This is a genomic window from Novosphingobium sp. NBM11 (genome assembly GCF_015390225.1).
In the GTDB taxonomy this organism is placed as follows: Bacteria; Pseudomonadota; Alphaproteobacteria; order Sphingomonadales; family Sphingomonadaceae; genus Novosphingobium.
This window is the reverse complement of sequence record NZ_VUOG01000001.1, coordinates 1,762,821-1,781,499: the sequence shown is the minus strand read 5'-3', so window position 1 is coordinate 1,781,499 and position 18,679 is coordinate 1,762,821. Positions and strand designations below refer to the sequence as shown.

Below are 18,679 nucleotides of genomic sequence, written 5' to 3'. Positions count from 1 at the left end.
GCCGGCCGTGGCACTTGCCGCGCCGGTCGAGGGCGCGCGGCTGTGCCATGCCGCCGCCGCGATCGGGGAAAGCTATGACGCCGTGGCGGCGCGCGCCGCCCGCTGGTCGTGCAATCCGGGCGGCTGGGACATCGCCGCCGATTCCACCTTCCTGCGCTTCACCTTGCCCGAGAGCGAGGACGAACTGCCGCGCAGTTTCGTGACCCATGCGGTGCGGTTCGAGAAGATCGCGATCACCGCGATCGATGACGATGGCGCGCGCCGGACGATCGATTACACACTGCCCGAGGCGCACCATCTGGAAGCCGCGCCGCTGATGAGCATGGCGCTGCCCGACGTGACGGCCCGCACGCGCGAGGTGGTCGTGCGGATCGACCGCCCGTGGGTGAAGGCGATCTTCGCCGAAGCCGGGTTGGACAGCGCGCCCGAAGGCACCGGCTGGCCCTTGTGGCGCGTGGCGGCGCTGGGCATCGTCTGCGGGATGCTGGTGGTCCCGTTGCTGCTCAACGTGGCGTTCTACAGCGTGCTGCCGGAAACGGTTCGTGGTCTGGCATCTCGTGATGGTGGTGGCCATGCTGGCGCAGACTGCGATCGGTACCGGCTTTATCCACCTGGTCATGACCATCCACGATCCGGCCGAAGCGATCATATCCAACATCTGCTACGCTGCGATGGCGGCGGCGGCGATGATGTTCGCGGCGAATTTCCTGGAGCCGGAATGCCTCGACCCGCGCCTGCGCGCCTTCATGCGGCAGGCGGCGGTGGTAGTGGCTGTGGTGGGGCTGATCACGACCTCGCAGGCGCCGTTCCTGCGTGTGTGGTCCACCACGCTGGTCCACCTCAACATGCTGTTTCCGCTCGGGCTCGTCTCGCTGGCGCTGTACGACGCCTGGCGCAAGGGCAGCCGGATGGTGATCTATCCGCTGCTGGGCTGGACACCGGCGATGGGCGTGGGCCTGCTGCGCATCGTGACCTATGTCCTGCCCGGTTCGGCCACGCCCGATGTATCGGTGCTCTATTCCTTCGCGCTGGCGATCGAGGTGATCGTGACGGCGGTAGGCATCGTCGGTCGCTTCATCCTGCTGCGGCAGGAACGCGATTCAGCGATGACCCGCGCCGAGGAAATGGAAGGCATCGTCGGGCGCGATCCGCTGACCGGGCTCAACAACCGCTTGTCGATCGAGCGTCGGTTCGATGAACTGCTGTCAGGCGGCTTTCGCACCATGGCGGTGATCGATCTCGATCACTTCAAGGACGTCAACGACACCCACGGCCATGCGACGGGCGATGCGGTGCTGAAGGCGACCGCGCGCGCGATCGCCGGGGATCGCGATACCCACGCGATCCGCATGGGGGGCGAGGAGTTCATGCTGCTGCTGCGGGGGCCCTTCGCCGCTGAACGCGCCGAACGCGCGCGCCGGGCGATCACCGCGCGTGTCGCGGCCGAGGTGGCCGGGCTGGACCGCATCGTCACCGCCAGCATGGGGCTGGTCGAGCACGATGGCGACAACCCGGATCTGGGGGCGTTCGACAGCCTCTATGCCCACTGCGACCGCCTGCTCTATGAAGCCAAGCGCAGCGGCCGCAACCGCACGGTGCGCGATCTGCTGGCTGGCGAGCCGGTCGAGCCGCTGACGCAGGCGGTGTCGATCTAGGCAGCCCGGGGCGTTCTCTTGTCCGGGGGCGGCCGGACTTACCGCAAGCGGGGTGTATCGACCCGCTGGAACGAGGCCCGGCGGACAGGCCCGAGATTGACGTCCTGCCTGAACAGGTGGCGCGCCTCGTCGGCTCCTTCGATGGTGACGCAGACCAGGTGCGTTCCACCCGACAGGAGCGTTTCGATGGCGCTGATCGCGATCGCCTCGCGGTGGCACCGGTCGATCACGTCCTGTTCGGCCAGGTTCAGGTTCATCGCCCGCGTGACTCTGGTTTCGACCGGTTCCGTCCAGGATTTTGCGGGCGCGCGCTTTCTGGACGCCGTGGGGGTCTTGGTCATGGTTGAATCTCCAATGGGGCGGCGCGCAAGGCCTGGCGGCGAAGCACCCGGACGACCTCTATCAGGCCTAGCTCCGACGCGCCGACGCGCTGGCGGGGAACGTCGATCATGCCCGGATGCACGGAATCCAGGAAGCCGTTGGCCGCGCGGCGTCCGCCCAGCAGCACGAAGGCCAGGTTGAATGCTTCGGCACGCCGCTTGAGGGCCTGGGGGTCACTTATGCCGCTGCTACCGTGCGCAACGGCACTAGCGCGGCCCGTTCCGCGCGTGGCCCTCATGATACCGCGCCCGCCGGGACGGCGCCGCCGCACCAGTCGGGATAGGAAGAGACACCCATCTGGTGGCGCAGCCGGTCGATCCGTGTCTGATAGTGCTTCACCAGCCTGCAGGCGCCGGCCCTGGAAGCAGCGGGCAGCGATGCCGCCCGCATGATCGAGAGCTGGTGGTGATAAAGAAGATGATTCAGGTCCATCGACATGCTCCGGCCTAATGCGGGAGCGCGACGGTCTCTCAGCCACCCACGTGCAAGACGATAATGGGCGATGGGTTGGATATGGGGTGCCAAGGGCCGGATTGCAAGCGCAATCAGGGCACGGTTCCCATGCGGTTCAGGGGTTTGCACCCTCCGGCAGGAACGGCGCGGCGACGTCGCGCGGCACGCGCAGCAGGCGGCCCGAGGCGCGGTCGAGCAGCGCCCAGGTGGTGCGCGCGCTGACGATCACCTTGCCGGCGGCATTGGTGAAGTCCACGCGCCGGTCGAACCGCGCGCCGGTGGGGCCTTCGGGAATGAAGGTTTCCGCCGTCACGCTTTCGCCCGCGCCGATATTGCCGCGATAATCGATCTCGTGCCGGGTCACGACCCAGACATAGGCGGCCTGGTGTGCGGGCGCGGCTACCGCTTCCCAGTGCGCCACCGCGATGTCCTGAACCCACTGCAGCCACACCGCGTTGTTGACGTGGCCCAGTTCGTCGATGTGCTGCGGCGCGGCGGTGAAGGTCAGGCGATGGCGGTTGCTCACGGGCTGGACCTCAGGCCTCTACGCCCAGCTGCCACAGGATGAAGGCGAACTCCTCCGCGGTTTCCTTCAGGCTTTCGAACCGGCCGGACTTGCCGCCGTGGCCTGCGCCCATGTTGGTCTTGAGCAGCAGTTCGTGGCCGTCGGTCTTCAGCTCGCGCAGCTTCGCCACCCATTTTGCCGGCTCCCAATAGGTCACGCGCGGATCGTTGAGGCCCGCCGTCACCAGCAGCGGCGGATAGGCCTGGCGCTGCACCTGGTCATAGGGCGAATAGGACAGGATCAGTTCGAACGCGGCCTTGTCCTCGATCGGATTGCCCCATTCGGGCCATTCGCCCGGGGTCAAAGGCAGGCTTTCGTCAAGCATGGTGTTGAGCACGTCCACGAACGGCACGTGCGCCGCCACCGCGCCCCACAGGCCGGGATCGGAATTGATCACCGCGCCCATCAGCTCGCCCCCGGCCGATCCGCCGGAAATGCTGATCTTCCCCGCCTGGGTGAACCCACGCGCGATCAGGCCCTTCGCCACGTCCACGAAATCATTGAAGGTGTTGGTGCGCTGTTCCAGCTTGCCCGCCTTGTACCAGGCGCGTCCCATATCGTCGCCGCCCCGGATATGCGCGATGGCATAGGCGAAGCCGCGATCGACGAGGCTGAGGCGCGAGGTCGAGAAGCCCGGACCGATGGCGATGCCATAGGCGCCGTAGCCATAGAGATGCAGCGGCCCGCCGGGCGCGCGGTCCTTGCGCCAGACCACGCTGACCGGGACCAGCGTGCCATCGCGCGCCGCGATGTCCAGCCGCGCGGTATCGTAGAGCGTGGCGTCGTAGCCCGAAGGGATTTCCTGCACCTTGAGCAGGGTGAGGCTGCGGGTGGCGACATCGTAGTCATAGACCGAGGCCGGGCTGACCATCGATTCGTAGCCGACGCGCAGCACCGTCATGGCCCATTCGGGATTGTCGCCCAGGCTCGCCTCGTAGCTCGCTTCCGGGAACGCGATCGGCTCGATCCTGGCGGGATCGTCGTAGTAGCGCACTTCGATCCGGTCCAACCCGCGCACCCGCCCCTCGACCACGTAGAAATCGCGGAACAGCTCGAACCCGGTCAGATAGAAATCGTCGCTGCCCGCGATCAGCGTGGTCCAGTTGCCCGGATCGGCGAGCGGCGCGGTGGCGAGGCGAAAGTTCTCGTGCGTATCGTTGGTGTGGATGTAGAGCACGCCGTCGCGCTCATCGACGTCGTATTCCACGCCCTTGGCGCGCGGCTTGACGAGGATCGGCGGGGCCAGCGGGTCGGCGGCGGGGATCAGGCGCGTTTCGCCGGTCTCGTGATCGCCGGTCGAGACGATCAGCCATTTCTCGTTGGCGGAAAGCGCGGCGCCGACGCGGAAGCCCTCGTCGTCCTCGTGGTACAGTTCGATGTCGCTTTCGGCCGGCTGGCCCAGCCAGTGCAGCCGCGCGTTGTCGGTGCGCCAGTTCTCGTTGGCGAGCGAATAGACGAGGCCCGTATCGTTCGCGACCCAGATCAGGCCGGACAGCGTGCCGGGAATCTCATCGGGCAGCACTTCGCCCGTGGCGATCACCTTGATCCGCGCGGTGAAGCGTTCGGAGCCGTTGTCGTCCACCGACCAGGCCAGCCGCGTGCCGTCGTTCGAAACCGCGATCGCGCCCAGGCGGAAGTAGTCCAGCCCTTCGGCAAGCGTCACTTCATCGAGAATCAGTTCGTCGGCGCTGCCATCGTCTGCCGCGCCCACCGGGCGGCGCCACCATTTCTTGTATTCCGCGCCTTCCTCGAATTCGATCCAGTAGAGCCAGTTTCCATCCTTCTGCGGCACCGACTTGTCGGCCTCCTTGATGCGCCCGCGCATTTCGCGGAACAGCGCGTCGATCGCCGGCTGGCGATCGGCCATGCGGCTTTCGAACCAGGCGTTTTCGGCTTCGAGATGGGCGAGGACGGCCTTGTCGGTGACTTCGGGATAGCCGGGATCACGCAGCCAGGCGTAATCGTCGGTGACCGTGATGCCATGGTGCGTGATGCTCTGCGGTTTCTTCGCGGCGACGGGAGGTGTGGCAATGCTCATTCCCCGCATCTATGTTGCCTCCATGATGCCCGCAAGGCGGGCCGCCTTCATTCAGGACGATCCCATGCTGATGCACACCCACGAAGCCCGCCTCGATGCCCTGCGCAAGCAACTGGCGCAGGACGGTCTCGATGGCTTCGTCATCCCGATTTCCGACGAGCACATGAGCGAATATGTCGGCGCCTATGCCCAGCGGCTGGCGTGGCTGACCGGCTTCGGCGGTTCGGCCGGCACGGCGGTCGTGCTCAGGGATGAAGCCGCGATCTTCGTCGACGGGCGCTATACCCTGCAAGTGCGCGAGCAGGTCGATGGCCGGCTCTACAGCTATCAGTCGGTGCCGCAGACCAGCCCCGCCGCATGGCTGGGGGAACATGCGCCGGAAGGCGCGCGGATCGGCTACGACGCCTGGCTGCACGGCCGGCCGTGGGTGGAATCGGTGGCGAGTGCTCTCTCTTCGCGCGGGGCGCGGCTGGTGGCGGTCGATTCGAATCCCGTCGACGCGGTCTGGGCCGACCGGCCCGCGCCGTCGATTGCGCCGGCGCTGGTCCATGCCGATGACCACGCCGGCCAGTCCGCGTCGGAAAAGCGCGCGGCGGTGGCCGAATGGCTGGCGGAGCGCAAGCTGGACGCGGTCGTCGTGTCTGCGCTCGATTCGATTGCCTGGCTGCTCAATATCCGGGGCGCGGATGTGGAACGCACGCCGGTGGCGCTGTCGTTCGTGCTGGCGCACGCCGATGGCACCGCCGATCTGTTCATTGCGCCCGAAAAGGTCACGCCGGCGCTGGTCCAGCACCTGGGCAACGCGGTGCGCATCCATGATCGCGACGGGTTCGTGCCCGCGCTGGAAGCGATGGCGGGCAAGCGTGTGGCGGTCGACCCGGAACGGGCCGTTGCGGCGATCTTCGCCACGCTCGATCGCGCCGGGGCCAAGACCATCGCGCTGACCGATCCGGTGGTGCTGCCCAAGGCGATCAAGAACGAGGTCGAGAAGGCGGGCCAGCGCGCGGCGCAGGCGCGGGATGGAGCCGCCGTTTCGCGCTTCCTGCACTGGCTCTCGGTGGAAGCGCCGCGCGGCGGCGTGACCGAGCTGGCGGCGGCCGATCGGCTCGAAGCGTTCCGCGCCGAAGGCGGATTGCTGCGCGATCTGTCGTTCGACACGATCTCGGGCGCGGGGCCGAACGGTGCGGTCGTCCACTATCGCGTCAGCGAGGAAACCAACCGTACGCTGGAGCCGAACAGCGTCTATCTCGTCGATTCGGGCGCGCAGTATGTCGATGGCACCACCGACATCACCCGCACGGTATGGGTCGGTCCGGGGCAGCCGCCGGCCGAGGTCCGGGACCGCTTCACCCGCGTGCTCAAGGGCCATATCGCGCTGGCGCGGGCGGTGTTTCCCAAGGGCACGGCCGGCAGCCAGCTCGACAGCTTCGCCCGCCAGTTCCTGTGGTCGGCGGGGCTGGATTACGCGCACGGCACCGGGCACGGCGTGGGCAGCTTCCTGTCGGTGCACGAAGGACCGCAGCGCATCGCCAAGGCCGCGGGCGGGCAGGCCGGCACTGGCCAGGTGCTGATGCCGGGCATGATCCTGTCGAATGAGCCGGGCTACTACAAGACCGGCGCCTACGGCATCCGCATCGAGAACCTGGTGCTGGTGGAACCGCGTGCAATCGAGGGCGCGGAAGGCGAATTCTATGGCTTCGAGACGCTGACGCACGTTCCGATCGACCGGCACCTGGTGGATGTCGCCCTGCTGACGCCCGAGGAGCGGGACTGGTGGAACGCATACCACGCGGGCACGCTCGCGCTGCTCTCGCCGCAGCTGGAAGGCGCCGATCGCATCTGGCTTGAAGGGGCCTGCGCGCCGCTTTGAGAGGTGATTTGTCCGTGTTATGTTCCATCTATCATGATTCGCTGAAGGGAGAGTTTCGATGATCGGATACGTGACGCTCGGCACCAATGACCTGGAACGCGGCGCGAAGTTCTATGATGCGCTGACAGCCGAACTGGGTGTGGGCCGGATGATGGAATGGGACGGCGCGATCGCCTGGGGCGCACCCGGCGGTGGCGCGGGCATCGGCCTGACCAAGCCGTTCGACGGCAATGCGGCCTCTGTCGGCAATGGTGTGATGGTGGCGTTCGAGGCGAAGGACAAGGAACAGGTGGTCCGGCTGCACGCGATCGCGCTGGCCAACGGAGGCACCTGCGAAGGCGAGCCGGGGCCGCGCGGCGATGGCGGGTTCTATGCCGCCTATTTCCGCGATCCCGATGGCAACAAGCTCAATGCTTTCCTCATGGCGGCGCCGGAATGAAGGAGATCCGGGCGGGCCATCGGCTGGCGGAAAACCCGGTCCATCTCGGCCTCGGCGCGCGCGCCGTGGCCGAGCCGGCCTTCACCGGAATGGAGTGGTACGCCGGCTATGTCGCGCGCCACGCCGATGACGGGAAGGAAGGCCGGCTGGTCAGCCTGTTCCGTTTCGCCGAAAGCTGGGACAGCTGGGAAATGCACCCGGCTGGCGACGAGGTGGTACTGTGCCTCTCCGGCGAAATCGTGCTGCATCAGGAATTTCCAGACGGCCGGCTGGAGCTGGTCCGGCTCGCGCCCGGCGACTATGCGATCAATCCGCCGGGCGTGTGGCACACCGCGGATATCGTGGCCACGGATGCCGCGGCCGAGGCATCGGCGCTGTTCATCACGGCGGGCGTCGGAACCGAGCATCGCGCACGGTAACGACGGGGTGAGGGGACCGGGCGGGGCCTTCGCTTGCCGCCAAATGAACGGTCTTTCTCAAACGCGACAAATTACGACAATGTCGGGCCCGCGCCGGGATATTTGCGCGACAACTGCCTCCTATATCCTGCTCATGGTCGTTGCGAAGGCCGCCAGCCTCCCCTGAAGGGGTGCCTCCCTCTCTCCCCCTTCATGGCGGCCTCGCAACGTCCTCCCCTTTCCGAACACACGGGAGTCAGGATCGATGAAGAAGATTGTTCTGGGCATTTCCGCCGCCGCGTTCGCGCTGGGCGCCGGTGCCCTCTATGCCGCTGCCCCCGAAGGTCCGGCGGGCGACGTTACCTGGGCCGAAGCCAAGGCCAAGGCCGACGAGATGTGGGCGAAGCTCGACGTCAACAAGGACGGCAAGCTCGACCAGGCCGATCGCGATGCCAAGGTCATGCAAAAGTTCGACGCGATCGATACCAACCATGATGGGGCGATCAGCCGCGACGAGTTTCTGGCCCATCACAATGCGATGCGCGGCCCCGGAGCCGATGGTCCGCGTGCCGATGGTCCGGGCGCCGGTCCGGCCGAAGGCCATCGCTGGCATCGCGGCGGACGCGGTGGTCCGCAAGGACGCGGCCCCGGTCCGGACGGACCTGGTATGCATGGCGCCATGATGGGCGGTCCGGGCATGGTGCTGCGCATGGCCGATGCCAACAAGGATGGCGTTGTGACCAAGGCCGAGTACGATGCGGCGGTGAAGGCGCATTTCGACAGGGTCGATACCAACCATGACGGCAAGATCAGCAAGGAAGAACGCAAGGCCGCGCGCGATGCCATGCGCGCCCGCTTCGGCCGCGGGCCGGGCGGGCCGGGTGCGCCGGGCGGCGACATGCCTCCGCCTCCGCCTCCCCCTCCGGGCGAATGACGGGGAGCGGCGAAGCGCATGAATGAAACTTCGCCGATCCGGGTGCTGCTCGTCGACGACGAAGCAGCCCTGCGCGAGCCTCTGGCGGACTATCTCGTCCGCCAGGGGTTTGCCGTGACGCAAGCCGGCACCGCCGCCGAGGCGCGCAGCCGGCTGGTGGAAGCCGCCTTCGACATCGTGCTGCTCGATATCATGATGCCGGGCGAGGACGGTCTGTCGCTGTGCCGCCATCTGGTCGAGGCGCGGCAGATCCCGGTGATCTTCATCACCGCCAAGGGCGAGGCGACCGACCGCATCGTCGGTCTGGAAATCGGCGCCGACGATTACGTGGTGAAGCCGTTCGATCCGCGCGAGCTGGTCGCGCGCGTGCGCAGCGTGCTGCGGCGCGCGGTGCGGCAGGCGGCGGAACCGGCGGACGCGGTGGTCTATGAATTCGAAGGCTGGCAGCTCGATCCGCTCAAGCGGCGGCTGACCGATCCGGAAGGGGCGCTGGTGGCGATCTCCTCCGCCGAGTTCCGCCTGCTGATGGCCTTCCTCGACCATCCGCGCCAGGTGCTCGATCGCGATCGCCTGCTCGACATGGTGCAGGGGCGCGAGGCACACCTGTTCGACCGCGCCGTCGACAACCAGATCAGCCGCCTGCGCCGCAAGGTGGAAGTGGACAGCCGCAATCCGCAACTGATCCAGACGGTCTGGGGCGGTGGCTACATGCTGGCCACCGAAGTGCGCAAGATCGCGTCGCGGGGGTAGTCGCTTGTTTCGAGACCTGCCCCGCGCCTTTTCCCGTTTCGTGCCCTGGCCGCGCAGCCTGCAGGGGCAGATGCTGTTCGCCATCGCCATCGCCCTGCTGATCGCGCAGAGTCTTTCGGCGGCGCTTATCTGGCGCGCGCAGCATGAACGGCACGTGGGGGCGCTGGTGAACTCCGCCGCCTTCCGTCTGCTTGGCCCTCCGCTCTATGGCGCGGAAGGCGGCGAACGGGGCGGAACGCGCCGCGATCGCTGGCCGGAAGCGCGCGAAGGCGGCCCTCCGGGGGCGCCCGGCTTCCGGCGTCGTCCGCCGCCGCCCGATGACGGCTACCGGCTGCCACGCCCCTTGCGCGTGCGCGTGGATAACGCCAGCCCCGAACAGCCCGGCGACCGGCGCATCGCCGCGGCCGAGAAGAATCTGACCGAAGTGCTGGAAAACCAGGGCGTCGCGGTGTCACAAGTGGTCGTGCTCGAACGCGATCCCCATCAGGACAGCGTGATTGCCGAATGGTGGGAACAGCAACGCCACCGCTTCGCCGCCTTCAGCAATGGCGAACCGCCGCCGCGCCTGGTGATCGCCTCGTTCAAGCGCTCCGACGGCACGTGGCTGTCCGCGCGCGTCCTGACGCCGGCGGGCGAGCGGCAGTTGCTGATCTCGTTGCTGTGGCAGACCGTGCTGCTGTATCTCGTCCTCATCGGCGCGGTGGCGCTGATCCTGCGTCGCATCGCGCAGCCGCTCAAGGCGCTGACGCGGCGGGTGGAGGACTTCGCCCGCGACCGCAGCATCGATGGCCAGCTCGTTCCCGGCGGGCCGGAAGACATCCGCCGCCTGATCGAGGCGCACAACGCGATGGAAGCACGCATCGCCGGGCTGCTCGACGAAAAGGACGTGATGCTGGGCGCGATCGGGCACGATCTGAAAACGCCGCTGGCTGCGCTGCGCGTGCGGATCGAGGCGGTGGAGGACGACGCCGAGCGCGGCCGGATGGCCAAGGTGATCGAGGACATCAACCGCTCGCTCGACGATATCCTCTCGCTGGCGCGGGTGGGCCGTCCGTCCGACCCGCTGGAAATGACCGAACTGTCGGCGCTCGTCGCCGACGTGGCCGACGAGTTCGAGGACATGGGCGAGGACGTGACGCTGGGCGATACCGCGCGCATCGTGTTGCCGGTGCGCGCGACGTGGCTGCGCCGCGCGATGCGCAACCTGGTGTCCAACGCGCTGCGCTATGGCCAGCGCGCGCGCGTATCGCTGGTGCGCGAGGGCAACGAGGCCGTGTTGCGGATCGAGGATGACGGGCCGGGGATTCCCGAAGGCGAGATCGCCCGGATGATGGAGCCGTTCACGCGCCTCGAAGCCTCGCGCAACACCGCGACCGGCGGCACCGGGTTGGGCCTGACGCTGGCCCGGGCCATCGCCGACCAGCACGGCGGATCGCTGGTACTCGCCAATCGCGTGGAAGCGGGCCGGATCGCGGGGCTCGTGGCGACGCTGCGCCTGCCTGTTACGTGACAGAAATATCCCGGCACGCACGGCGCGTGCCGGGATGGTGTTTTATGCCAAGCTCCCAAAATGCTGACGCATCACGGCTTGGAAATGCTCAAGCGCCGCACGGGCTTGACCCAAATGCGGTGCGCGATGCTCACCGCATTTGGGCTTACTTGATCTTCGCCACCGCCGCGGAGAGTTCCGCCCCGCGTGCGTCCTTGAGCACGCCGCAATCGCGGACCCGCTCGATGGTGCGTTCCAGTTCCAGCGCGCCGCTGCGGCCGGCGAAGCGGGGGCGAAGGGCCTCGAATTCCTTCGCCTGATCGACCGAGCAGAACCCGGCCAGTGTCCCAGGTAGCCGCGCGGCGAGGAAGATGCCGCCCGAGCCGCTGAGCATCTCTTCGAGATGCGCCTTGAGCCAGATGTAGCCGATCTCGCGCGTTTCCGGCGTCACCAGGATGCCGGCGATCATGCTGAGGCGCTCGCTGGGGCGCAGGCGGGCATCCTTGAACCCGTCGAGCACCCAGCGCGCGGTATCGGCGTCGCCGCTGGCGGCCACGGCGCGCAGGGCGCTGGGGCGGAACACCGGATCTTCCGACCCGAGCGCGCTGTCCGCCAGCTTTTGCGCACCGGCCAGCTTGTTCTGCGCCAGCCAGGCGCGCAGCCCCGATCCGTAGAACGCGGGATCGAGTGCGGCCTTGTCGCCGCCCAGCAGTCCCTCGGCCGCCGTGGTCAGCCGCGCCCGCAGCGCCGGATCGCGCGCGGTGTCCGACAGGGTGGCGACCAGCGCCACGCGGCGCTGCGCTTTGTCGGGATCGTCGCCGGCATGGGCGCCGGCGCGCGGATCAAAGCCCATCGCTTCAAGCTGCGGCGCGTAGAGCTTGTCGACAAATCCCCGGAACGCGGGCTTGGCCGCCTCGTCGATCACGCCGCGCGCAGCCATCGTTTCGAGCAGCGAGGTGGCGTTGCCGCTGGCGTAGCTATCCGGGTTGCGGGCCAGCGCGGCGGACGCGGCGATCACTTGCGCGGGCGTGGCGCGCCCCGCCATGAAGCTGGCCGCGATGCTGTCTTCCAGCGCCTGAGCCTCGCCGCCGGGCAGGCTGGCCGCGCTGGCGATCAGCTTGTCCCATTCGGCCGCCGGCAGTTCGAAGCGATAGTATCCGGTGCCGCCGGCATTGGGCACCACCGGCCCCTTGCCCTTCAGCGTCAGCTTCATCGTCGGCCCGGTCATCAGCGAACACTGGCGGTCATCGCCCTGCCGTGCGCAGAGCGGAATGCCCCATTGCGTGGCGGGGGCGGGGGTGCCCAATCGGACGTAGCGGCTCTGCGTCACCGTCCAGGCGCCGTTCTTGCCGTCCGCGAACGTCACCAGCGGCACGCCCTGCTGGTCGGTGAAGCTCTGCATCGCCGAAAGGATGCGCGGATCACCCGCCGCATCGGCCATCGCGCCGAAGAAGTCTGCGCTGGTGGCGTTGCCATAGCGATGCTTGGCCATGTAGCCGCGCACGCCATCGCGGAAGCGCGTATCGCCCATGAACGCGGCGATCATCGCCACCACATGCCCGCCCTTGCCATAGGTGATCGTATCGAACGCGGCGTCGATATCGGCGTTCTTCGGGATCGGCTGGTGGATCGGCCGGCCGGCGATCAGCGCGTCGATGTTCATCGCGCCGAAGCCTTCTTCCAGCGCCCCCGCGCCGATGTTGAGGTCCGGCCGCCAAGCGTTGCCGATGCGGAAGCCCATCCAGTTGGCGAAGCTTTCGTTCAGCCAGATGTCGTCCCACCATGCCGGGGTGACGAGATCGCCGAACCACTGGTGCGCCAGCTCGTGCGCCACCACCATGCCGAAGGTGCGCTTCTGGCTGGTCGATGCCTTGTCGTCCATCACCAGGATGGAGTCTTCGTAAAGGTCGGCGCCCGCGTTCTCCATGGCGCCGGGCATGATCGGCGCGGTGATCTGGTCGAGCTTGGGATAGGGGAAGGACTGGCCGAAATAAGCTTCGAGGTGCTGGACGATGCCCTTGGTGCCTTCCAGCGCGAAGGCCAGCTTGTCGGCGTTCTGCTTGGTCGAGACCACGCGGATCGGCAGCGGCGTGGCGCGCTGCGGCGTGGCCGGCACGGTGCCTTCGACCGTGGCGAACGGCCCGACCATCATCGCCACGAGATAGCTCGGCAGCGGCAGCGTCGGCGCGAAGGTGTGGACCGTCATGCCGTTTTCGGTCCGCGTCGCGGTTTCCGGCGCGTTGCTCACCGCCTTGAGGCCGGCGGGGGTGCGCAGGGTCACGGTCCACGGCGTCTTGAAGCCGGGTTCGTCGAAGCCGGGGAAGGCGGCGCGCGCGTCGATCGATTCGAACTGGGTCCAGCTGTACCAGTCGTCGCCCACCTTCACGCGGAACATGCCGGCCGGCCCTTCGCCGAACGGCGCGTCGTAATCGAAGGCGAAGGTCACCGCGCCGGCGGGCAGCGCTTCGGGGAAGGTCAGCAGCGCGACCCCGGTGGGATCGACTTGCGCGAACGTGCCGGTCAGCGTCTTGCCGCCGGCCGTGGCGGTCACGCGCGAAACCTTCAGTTCCTTGCCGTGCAGCCAGACGAAGCGGCTGGCCTTGCGGCTGGTGGCGTCGATCTCGACGTGGCCGGAAAACCGCTCCTTGGCCGGATCGACGGTCAGGTCCAGCCGGTAGGTGGAGGGCACGACCGAACCGTCGAGCTTGCCTGCAGGCATTGGGCCGGCTTCGGTGGGAATGGCTGCGGCGGGCGGGGTGGCCGTTTCGGCGTGGGCGAGGGGAATCGCGGCACAGCTAGCAAGCATGGTCGCGGCAAGGAACAAGGAGCGCATGAAAGCCTTTCCGGAAATGGAAAATGCACCTGACTAGGGCCTAACCGGTTTCATGCGCAACCGCGTTCGACGAACACGCGATGGTGTTCGTCGAACATGGGGGGGCATAGAGGCGTTCAGGCCGGAGCGATCAGCGCAGCAAACCGCCCAGCAGGCCGCGCGCGAAGCGGCCGAACGCGGCGCCGCCCAGGCTGGTGGCGACCGAGCCGACCACCGCGCTGAGACCGGATTCGACGGGCGAAGCGCGGGTTTTCTTGCCGCTGATCTGCGCCGCGATTACCGCGCCGGCGGACGAAGCCACCGCACCGATCGCCGCCTTGCCCGCCTTGTCCCACAGCGAGGGCGACTGGCGTGGCGCCGCGCGCTGTGCCTCCGCGCCCTGTTCCTGCACCTGCTGCGCGGCGGCGGCGGCATCAGCCGCCTTCTTCGCCAGCACTTCGGCGGCGGATTCGCGGTTCACCGCCGTATCGTACTTGCCTTCCACCGGGCTCGCCGCCTGGATCGCGGCGCGTTCGGGTGCCGAGACCGGCCCCAGCCGCGAACGCGGCGGCGCGATCAGAGTGCGCTGCACCACGCCGGGCGCGCCATCGTCATCCAGCGTGGAAACCAGCGCCTCGCCCACCTTCAGTTCGGTGATCGCCTTTTCCACGTCGAGATCGGGGTTGATGCGGAAAGTCTGCGCCGCGGCCTTGATCGCCTTCTGATCGCGCGGGGTGAAGGCGCGCAGCGCGTGCTGCACGCGGTTGCCCAGCTGGCCGGCGATCTTTTCGGGAATGTCGATCGGGTTCTGGGTGACGAAATAGACGCCCACGCCCTTCGAGCGGATCAGGCGGACGACCTGCTCCACCTTGTCGAACAGCGCTTCGGGCGCATCGTCGAACAGCAGGTGCGCCTCGTCGAAGAAGAACACCAGCACGGGCTTTTCAGGATCGCCCACCTCGGGCAGCGCCTCGAACAGTTCGGACAGCAGCCACAGCAGGAACGTGGCGTAGAGCTTGGGGCTCTGCATCAGCTTTTCCGCAGCGAGAATGTTGACCAGGCCCCGGCCCTTGTCGTCGGTGCGGAGGAAGTCGTGAATCTCGAACGCCGGTTCACCAAAGAAGCGGTCCGCGCCCTGGCTTTCGAAGGCGAGCAACTGGCGCTGGATCGCACCGACGCTGGCCTTGGTGACGTTGCCGTACTTGGTGGCGAGTTCGCCGGCGTTTTCGGCGCAGGCGGCCAGCACCGCCTGCAGGTCGTCCATGTCGATCAGCAGCAGGCCGTTTTCGTCGGCGTAGCGGAAGGCGATGTTGAGCACGCCTTCCTGCGTTTCGTTCAGGCCCATCAGCCGGGCCAGCAGCAGCGGCCCCATTTCCGAGATCGTGGTGCGGATCGGGTGGCCGCTTTCGCCATAGAGATCCCAGAACACCGCCGGGTTGTCGGAATAGGTATAATCGGTGATGCCCAGTTCCTTGGCGCGGGCTTCCAGCTTGTCGGCGTTCTTGAAGGTGGGGCTGCCCGGCATGGCGATGCCCGAAAGATCGCCTTTCACGTCGGCCAGGAACACCGGCACCCCGCGCGCGGAAAACTGTTCGGCGATGCCCTGCAGCGTCACCGTCTTGCCGGTGCCGGTCGCGCCCGCGACCAGCCCGTGCCGGTTGGCCCGGCCGAGCCGCAGCACCTGCCGTTCGCCGTTGGCGCCGAGGCCAAGGTAGATATCGTCCATGTAACAGTCGTCCCCGCAAGAAAGCGTCCGGTCCCGCCACGGGTTTACGAACAGGTGGCGCCCGGTGCGAGAGGTTTTTGCATCCGCGGCGGTGTGCCGCTAAAGCGCGCGCCACCGGCCATGGACCAGACGCCTTTCATCCTGCTTGACGATGCCCGCAGCGACGATGCTCGCAACGGTGGGGCCAGCGACGCGCGCGTCTATCGCGACCCGCTGGAGATCGTGGTCGCGCGCCGGCCGGAGGACGTGGCGCCGGCGCTCGCCCGGATCGGCGCCGAACCGGGCGAATGGGCGGGCTACATCGCCTATGAGGCCGGGCTGGCGTTGGAGCCGCGCCTGATGCCGCTGGCCGCCGCGCGCACCGGCGCGACCGGGCCGCTGGTTTGGTTCGCGCGCTTCGCGGCGGTGGAGACCCTTCCCGCCGATGCGGTGGAGAACTGGCTGGAGCGGCACGGCGCAGGCCCCGGCAACCTTGGTCCGCTCGACCCGCAAGTCTCGATCGGCGGCTATGGCCGCGCGTTCGATCGGGTGCAGGAGGCGATCCGTGCGGGCGACATCTATCAGGCGAACCTGACCTTTCCGCTGGGCGGGGGCTGGAAGGGTGATCCGCTGGCGATCTACGCCGCGATCCGCCGCGATGCGCGCGCCGGCTATGGCGGGGTGTGCTGGGACGGATCGCACTGGCACCTGTCGTTCTCGCCCGAACTGTTCTTCGCGCTGAAGGACGGCCTGGCCACGGTCCGCCCGATGAAGGGCACCGCGCCGCGCGGCGAAACGCCCGGACAGGACGAGGCGTTCCGCGCCGGGCTGGCGGGCAACGCCAAGGACCGCGCGGAAAACCTGATGATCGTGGACCTCATGCGCAACGACCTGTCGCGCGTGGCGGTGCCCGGCAGCGTCCGCGTGGAAGAGCCTTTCGCGATCGAAAGCTATCCCACCGTGCACCAGATGGTCACCACCGTCCGCGCCCGGTTGACCGCTGGCGCGGACGCGCGCGAACTGGTGCGGGCGATCTTCCCGTGCGGCTCGATCACCGGCGCGCCCAAGATTCGCGCGATGGAACTGATCGACGCGGCCGAACGCGATGCGCGTGGGCTCTATTGTGGCGCGTTCGGCCGGATCGACCCCTCTGGTGATGCGGCATTCAATGTGGCAATCCGCACGGTGCGCCTCGATCCCCGGACGGACCGCGCGGTGATGGGGGTGGGTTCGGCGGTCGTGGCGGATTCCGCGATGCTGGGCGAATGGCGGGAATGCGTGGTAAAGGGGGATTTCTTGCGCCTGTCCGCCGGCAATGCCGATCTTATCGAAACGATGGCCTTCGATCCCGCGCAGGGCATCGCGCTGCTGGAACTGCATCTGGAACGCATCAAGGGGAGTGCGGCGGCGCTGGGCTTCGCGTTCGATCGTCATGCCGCGCGCAACGCCATCCACGCGCTGTGCTTCGATCTGGAAGCGCCATCGAAAGTGCGGCTGGTCGTGTCGAAGGCCGGCGCGCTGGCGCTGGAGGCATCGGCGCTGCCCGCGCCCGCCAATGGACCGGTGAGGTGCGCCGTGCTGCCGCTGCCGGTGGCCGACGGCGACTGGCGGTTGCGCCACAAGACATCGGATCGCGGCTTCTACGAAGCGGCACTGCGCGCGGCGAAGGCGGCCGGCGCGGGCGAGGCACTGTTCCTGCGCGATGACGGGCTGCTGACCGAAGGCAGCTTCACCAATCTTTTCGTCGAGCGGGAGGGGCTGCTGCTCACGCCGCGCGCCGAATTCGGCCTGCTGCCCGGCGTCTTGCGCCGCAGCCTGATCGAGAGCGGCCGCGCGGCGGAGGCTGACCTGACGCTGGCGGATCTCTCCGGAGGCTTTTTCATCGGCAACGCCTTGCGCGGCCTGCTGCCGGCGCGGCTGCTCGGCGAACAGGCATGACCGACTCCACCCTGAGCCGCGCGCTGGCGCGCATCGCGCCGTCGCGCACCACGGCGATGACGGACCGAGCCATGGCGCTGCGGGCCGAAGGGCGCGACATCATCTCTCTGTCCGTCGGCGAGCCCGATTTCGCCACGCCCGCCCATGTCGTCCAGGCGGCGAAGGACGCGCTCGACGCCGGCGACACGAAATACACCGCCGTCGCCGGATCGGCCCGGCTGCGCGCGGCGGCCGCGCTCCATTTCGAACGCGATCTCGGCATCGTCGTACCGCCGGCGCAAGTGATCGTCAGCGCCGGGGGCAAGCAGGCGATCTTCCACGCGCTGCTCGCCACGCTCGATCCGGGCGACGCGGTGCTGATCCCCAGTCCGTGGTGGGTGAGTTATCCGGAAATCGTGCGCTTCGCCGGCGCCGAGGTGGTGGACCTGCCGACGCGGGCGGACGGGGGCTTTCGCATCAGCGCCGCGCAGCTCGAGGCCGCGATCACGCCCGCCACGCGTTGGCTGCTGCTCAACAGCCCCGGCAATCCCACCGGCGCCACCTATCCGGCCGAGGAACTGCGCGCGCTGGGCGAGGTGCTGCGCCGCCACCCGCGCGTGCTGGTGATGAGCGACGATATCTATGCGCCGCTGCGCTATGGCGCGGGCGCGCACGCCACGCTGGCGGTGGAATGCCCGGACCTGGCCGATCGCGTGCTGACCGTGTCCGGCGTGTCCAAGAGCCACGCGATGACCGGCTTTCGCATCGGCGTCGCCGCCGGGCCGCTGTGGCTGATCAACGCCATGGCGCGGCTGCAATCGCATTCCTCGGGCAATCCCGCCTCGATCAGCCAGGCCGCCGCCGTTGCCGCGTTCGAAGGCCCGCAGGATTTCCTGCTTGCCTGGCGCGAACGGTTCCGCGCGCGGCGCGACTTGTGCGTGGCCGCGATCAACGCGATTCCGGGCCTTTCGACCCCGGTGCCCGATGGCGCGTTCTATTGCATGGTCGATGCCGCGCCGCTGATGGCGCGCTTCGGCGGCGAAAGCCCCAACGCGGACGAGGCGCTGTGCCTGCATTTGCTGGAGCACGGCGTCGCCGTGGTCGCGGCTTCGGCATTTGGCGGCCGGGACGGCTTCCGCATCAGCTTCGCGGCCGACGAGGCGACTCTGGAAGAAGCCTTGCGGCGCATTGCCGGCGCCGTGGTATGATCCTGCCGCCCGTTGCGGTTCACCCCGAGCCGGTCGCAGACGGCACGCGGGCGTGCGCGCTTCGC

Annotated in this window: 18 protein-coding genes; 9 read left to right on the top strand and 9 right to left on the bottom strand. The window is 68.2% G+C overall.

Features of this window, described 5'->3' with window-relative positions:
• Positions 1-72: 72 nt before the first annotated feature.
• Both F1640_RS08500 and F1640_RS08495 read right to left on the bottom strand, forming a co-directional pair.
• Entirely contained in the window at positions 73-237 is a 165-nt protein-coding gene (locus tag F1640_RS08500) for a hypothetical protein (RefSeq protein ID WP_194918702.1), read from the bottom strand.
• Between the two features lie 36 nt (positions 238-273).
• A complete protein-coding gene (locus tag F1640_RS08495) occupies positions 274-507 on the bottom strand; it encodes a hypothetical protein (protein ID WP_194918700.1) in 234 nt (77 codons plus the stop codon).
• Positions 508-542: 35 nt separating this feature from the next.
• Here F1640_RS08495 and F1640_RS25785 point away from each other — a divergent pair, with 35 nt between their 5' ends.
• Positions 543-1,655, top strand: coding sequence for a GGDEF domain-containing protein (locus F1640_RS25785; protein ID WP_194918699.1), 1,113 nt, complete (start codon positions 543-545; stop codon positions 1,653-1,655).
• A 38-nt stretch (positions 1,656-1,693) separates the two neighbouring features.
• Here F1640_RS25785 and F1640_RS08485 read toward each other — a convergent pair whose 3' ends face one another.
• The 5 genes from F1640_RS08485 to F1640_RS08465 all read right to left on the bottom strand — a co-directional run bounded on the left by F1640_RS08485 (position 1,694) and on the right by F1640_RS08465 (position 5,101).
• Entirely contained in the window at positions 1,694-1,996 is a 303-nt protein-coding gene (locus F1640_RS08485) for a hypothetical protein (RefSeq protein ID WP_233497376.1), read from the bottom strand.
• Positions 1,993-2,274, bottom strand: a complete 282-nt coding sequence (locus tag F1640_RS08480) for a hypothetical protein (protein ID WP_125954039.1) — start codon at positions 2,272-2,274, stop codon at positions 1,993-1,995. Before F1640_RS08480 ends, F1640_RS08485 begins: the two co-directional genes overlap by 4 nt.
• Entirely contained in the window at positions 2,271-2,468 is a 198-nt protein-coding gene (locus tag F1640_RS08475; RefSeq protein ID WP_125954038.1) for a hypothetical protein, read from the bottom strand. The genes F1640_RS08480 and F1640_RS08475 overlap by 4 nt, the downstream gene beginning before the upstream one ends.
• 136 nt (positions 2,469-2,604) lie before the next feature.
• Entirely contained in the window at positions 2,605-3,015 is a 411-nt protein-coding gene (locus F1640_RS08470; RefSeq protein WP_124808160.1) for a thioesterase family protein, read from the bottom strand.
• Between the two features lie 10 nt (positions 3,016-3,025).
• Complete coding sequence (locus tag F1640_RS08465; RefSeq protein WP_194918697.1) at positions 3,026-5,101, bottom strand: S9 family peptidase; 2,076 nt, start codon at positions 5,099-5,101, stop codon at positions 3,026-3,028.
• A gap of 61 nt (positions 5,102-5,162) precedes the next feature.
• On the opposite strand from F1640_RS08465, the gene F1640_RS08460 reads away from it, so the two are divergent.
• The 6 genes from F1640_RS08460 (at position 5,163) to F1640_RS08435 (ending at position 10,993) form a co-directional block, all read left to right on the top strand.
• A complete protein-coding gene (locus F1640_RS08460; RefSeq protein ID WP_194921273.1) occupies positions 5,163-6,962 on the top strand; it encodes an aminopeptidase P family protein in 1,800 nt (599 codons plus the stop codon).
• A gap of 58 nt (positions 6,963-7,020) precedes the next feature.
• The gene (locus F1640_RS08455; RefSeq protein WP_124808162.1) at positions 7,021-7,401 is read left to right on the top strand and encodes a VOC family protein; all 381 of its coding nucleotides are present in this window, start codon (positions 7,021-7,023) and stop codon (positions 7,399-7,401) included.
• Positions 7,398-7,820 (top strand): cupin domain-containing protein, encoded by a 423-nt coding sequence (locus F1640_RS08450; RefSeq protein ID WP_194918695.1) that lies wholly within the window; start codon positions 7,398-7,400, stop codon positions 7,818-7,820. Before F1640_RS08455 ends, F1640_RS08450 begins: the two co-directional genes overlap by 4 nt.
• Before the next feature lie 244 nt (positions 7,821-8,064).
• Positions 8,065-8,733 carry an EF-hand domain-containing protein gene (locus F1640_RS08445; protein ID WP_194918693.1) on the top strand — a complete coding sequence of 223 codons (669 nt, stop codon included), beginning with the start codon at positions 8,065-8,067 and terminating at the stop codon, positions 8,731-8,733.
• 18 nt (positions 8,734-8,751) lie between these two features.
• Positions 8,752-9,483 (top strand): response regulator, encoded by a 732-nt coding sequence (locus tag F1640_RS08440; RefSeq protein ID WP_124808165.1) that lies wholly within the window; start codon positions 8,752-8,754, stop codon positions 9,481-9,483.
• 4 nt (positions 9,484-9,487) lie between these two features.
• Positions 9,488-10,993: an ATP-binding protein gene (locus F1640_RS08435; RefSeq protein ID WP_309229225.1), complete on the top strand. Its 1,506-nt coding sequence runs from the start codon at positions 9,488-9,490 to the stop codon at positions 10,991-10,993.
• Positions 10,994-11,138: 145 nt separating this feature from the next.
• On the opposite strand, the gene F1640_RS08430 is transcribed toward F1640_RS08435, so the two are convergent.
• Positions 11,139-13,805 carry a M1 family metallopeptidase gene (locus tag F1640_RS08430; RefSeq protein ID WP_194918691.1) on the bottom strand — a complete coding sequence of 889 codons (2,667 nt, stop codon included), beginning with the start codon at positions 13,803-13,805 and terminating at the stop codon, positions 11,139-11,141.
• A 130-nt stretch (positions 13,806-13,935) separates the two neighbouring features.
• Complete coding sequence (locus F1640_RS08425; protein WP_194918689.1) at positions 13,936-15,510, bottom strand: helicase HerA-like domain-containing protein; 1,575 nt, start codon at positions 15,508-15,510, stop codon at positions 13,936-13,938.
• Positions 15,511-15,630: 120 nt separating this feature from the next.
• Between F1640_RS08425 and pabB the strand changes: the two genes are divergently transcribed.
• Positions 15,631-17,427: an aminodeoxychorismate synthase component I gene (gene pabB / locus F1640_RS08420; protein ID WP_194918687.1), complete on the top strand. Its 1,797-nt coding sequence runs from the start codon at positions 15,631-15,633 to the stop codon at positions 17,425-17,427.
• Positions 17,424-18,614, top strand: a complete 1,191-nt coding sequence (locus F1640_RS08415) for a pyridoxal phosphate-dependent aminotransferase (protein ID WP_194918684.1) — start codon at positions 17,424-17,426, stop codon at positions 18,612-18,614. Before pabB ends, F1640_RS08415 begins: the two co-directional genes overlap by 4 nt.
• Positions 18,615-18,679 lie beyond the last annotated feature (65 nt).

What these genes read in the sequence shown, in the direction of transcription:
- F1640_RS08460 (WP_194921273.1), top strand. Translation starts at nt 5,163, where the DNA reads ATGCACACCCACGAAGCCCGCCTCGATGCCCTGCGCAAGCAACTGGCG.
- F1640_RS08425 (WP_194918689.1), bottom strand. Translation starts at nt 15,510, where the DNA reads ATGGACGATATCTACCTTGGCCTCGGCGCCAACGGCGAACGGCAGGTG.
- F1640_RS08440 (WP_124808165.1), top strand. Translation starts at nt 8,752, where the DNA reads ATGAATGAAACTTCGCCGATCCGGGTGCTGCTCGTCGACGACGAAGCA.
- F1640_RS08445 (WP_194918693.1), top strand. Translation starts at nt 8,065, where the DNA reads ATGAAGAAGATTGTTCTGGGCATTTCCGCCGCCGCGTTCGCGCTGGGC.
- F1640_RS08480 (WP_125954039.1), bottom strand. Translation starts at nt 2,274, where the DNA reads ATGAGGGCCACGCGCGGAACGGGCCGCGCTAGTGCCGTTGCGCACGGT.
- F1640_RS08475 (WP_125954038.1), bottom strand. Translation starts at nt 2,468, where the DNA reads ATGGACCTGAATCATCTTCTTTATCACCACCAGCTCTCGATCATGCGG.
- F1640_RS08415 (WP_194918684.1), top strand. Translation starts at nt 17,424, where the DNA reads ATGACCGACTCCACCCTGAGCCGCGCGCTGGCGCGCATCGCGCCGTCG.
- F1640_RS08450 (WP_194918695.1), top strand. Translation starts at nt 7,398, where the DNA reads ATGAAGGAGATCCGGGCGGGCCATCGGCTGGCGGAAAACCCGGTCCAT.
- F1640_RS08465 (WP_194918697.1), bottom strand. Translation starts at nt 5,101, where the DNA reads ATGCGGGGAATGAGCATTGCCACACCTCCCGTCGCCGCGAAGAAACCG.
- F1640_RS08430 (WP_194918691.1), bottom strand. Translation starts at nt 13,805, where the DNA reads ATGCGCTCCTTGTTCCTTGCCGCGACCATGCTTGCTAGCTGTGCCGCG.
- F1640_RS08485 (WP_233497376.1), bottom strand. Translation starts at nt 1,996, where the DNA reads ATGACCAAGACCCCCACGGCGTCCAGAAAGCGCGCGCCCGCAAAATCC.
- F1640_RS08455 (WP_124808162.1), top strand. Translation starts at nt 7,021, where the DNA reads ATGATCGGATACGTGACGCTCGGCACCAATGACCTGGAACGCGGCGCG.
- pabB (WP_194918687.1), top strand. Translation starts at nt 15,631, where the DNA reads ATGGACCAGACGCCTTTCATCCTGCTTGACGATGCCCGCAGCGACGAT.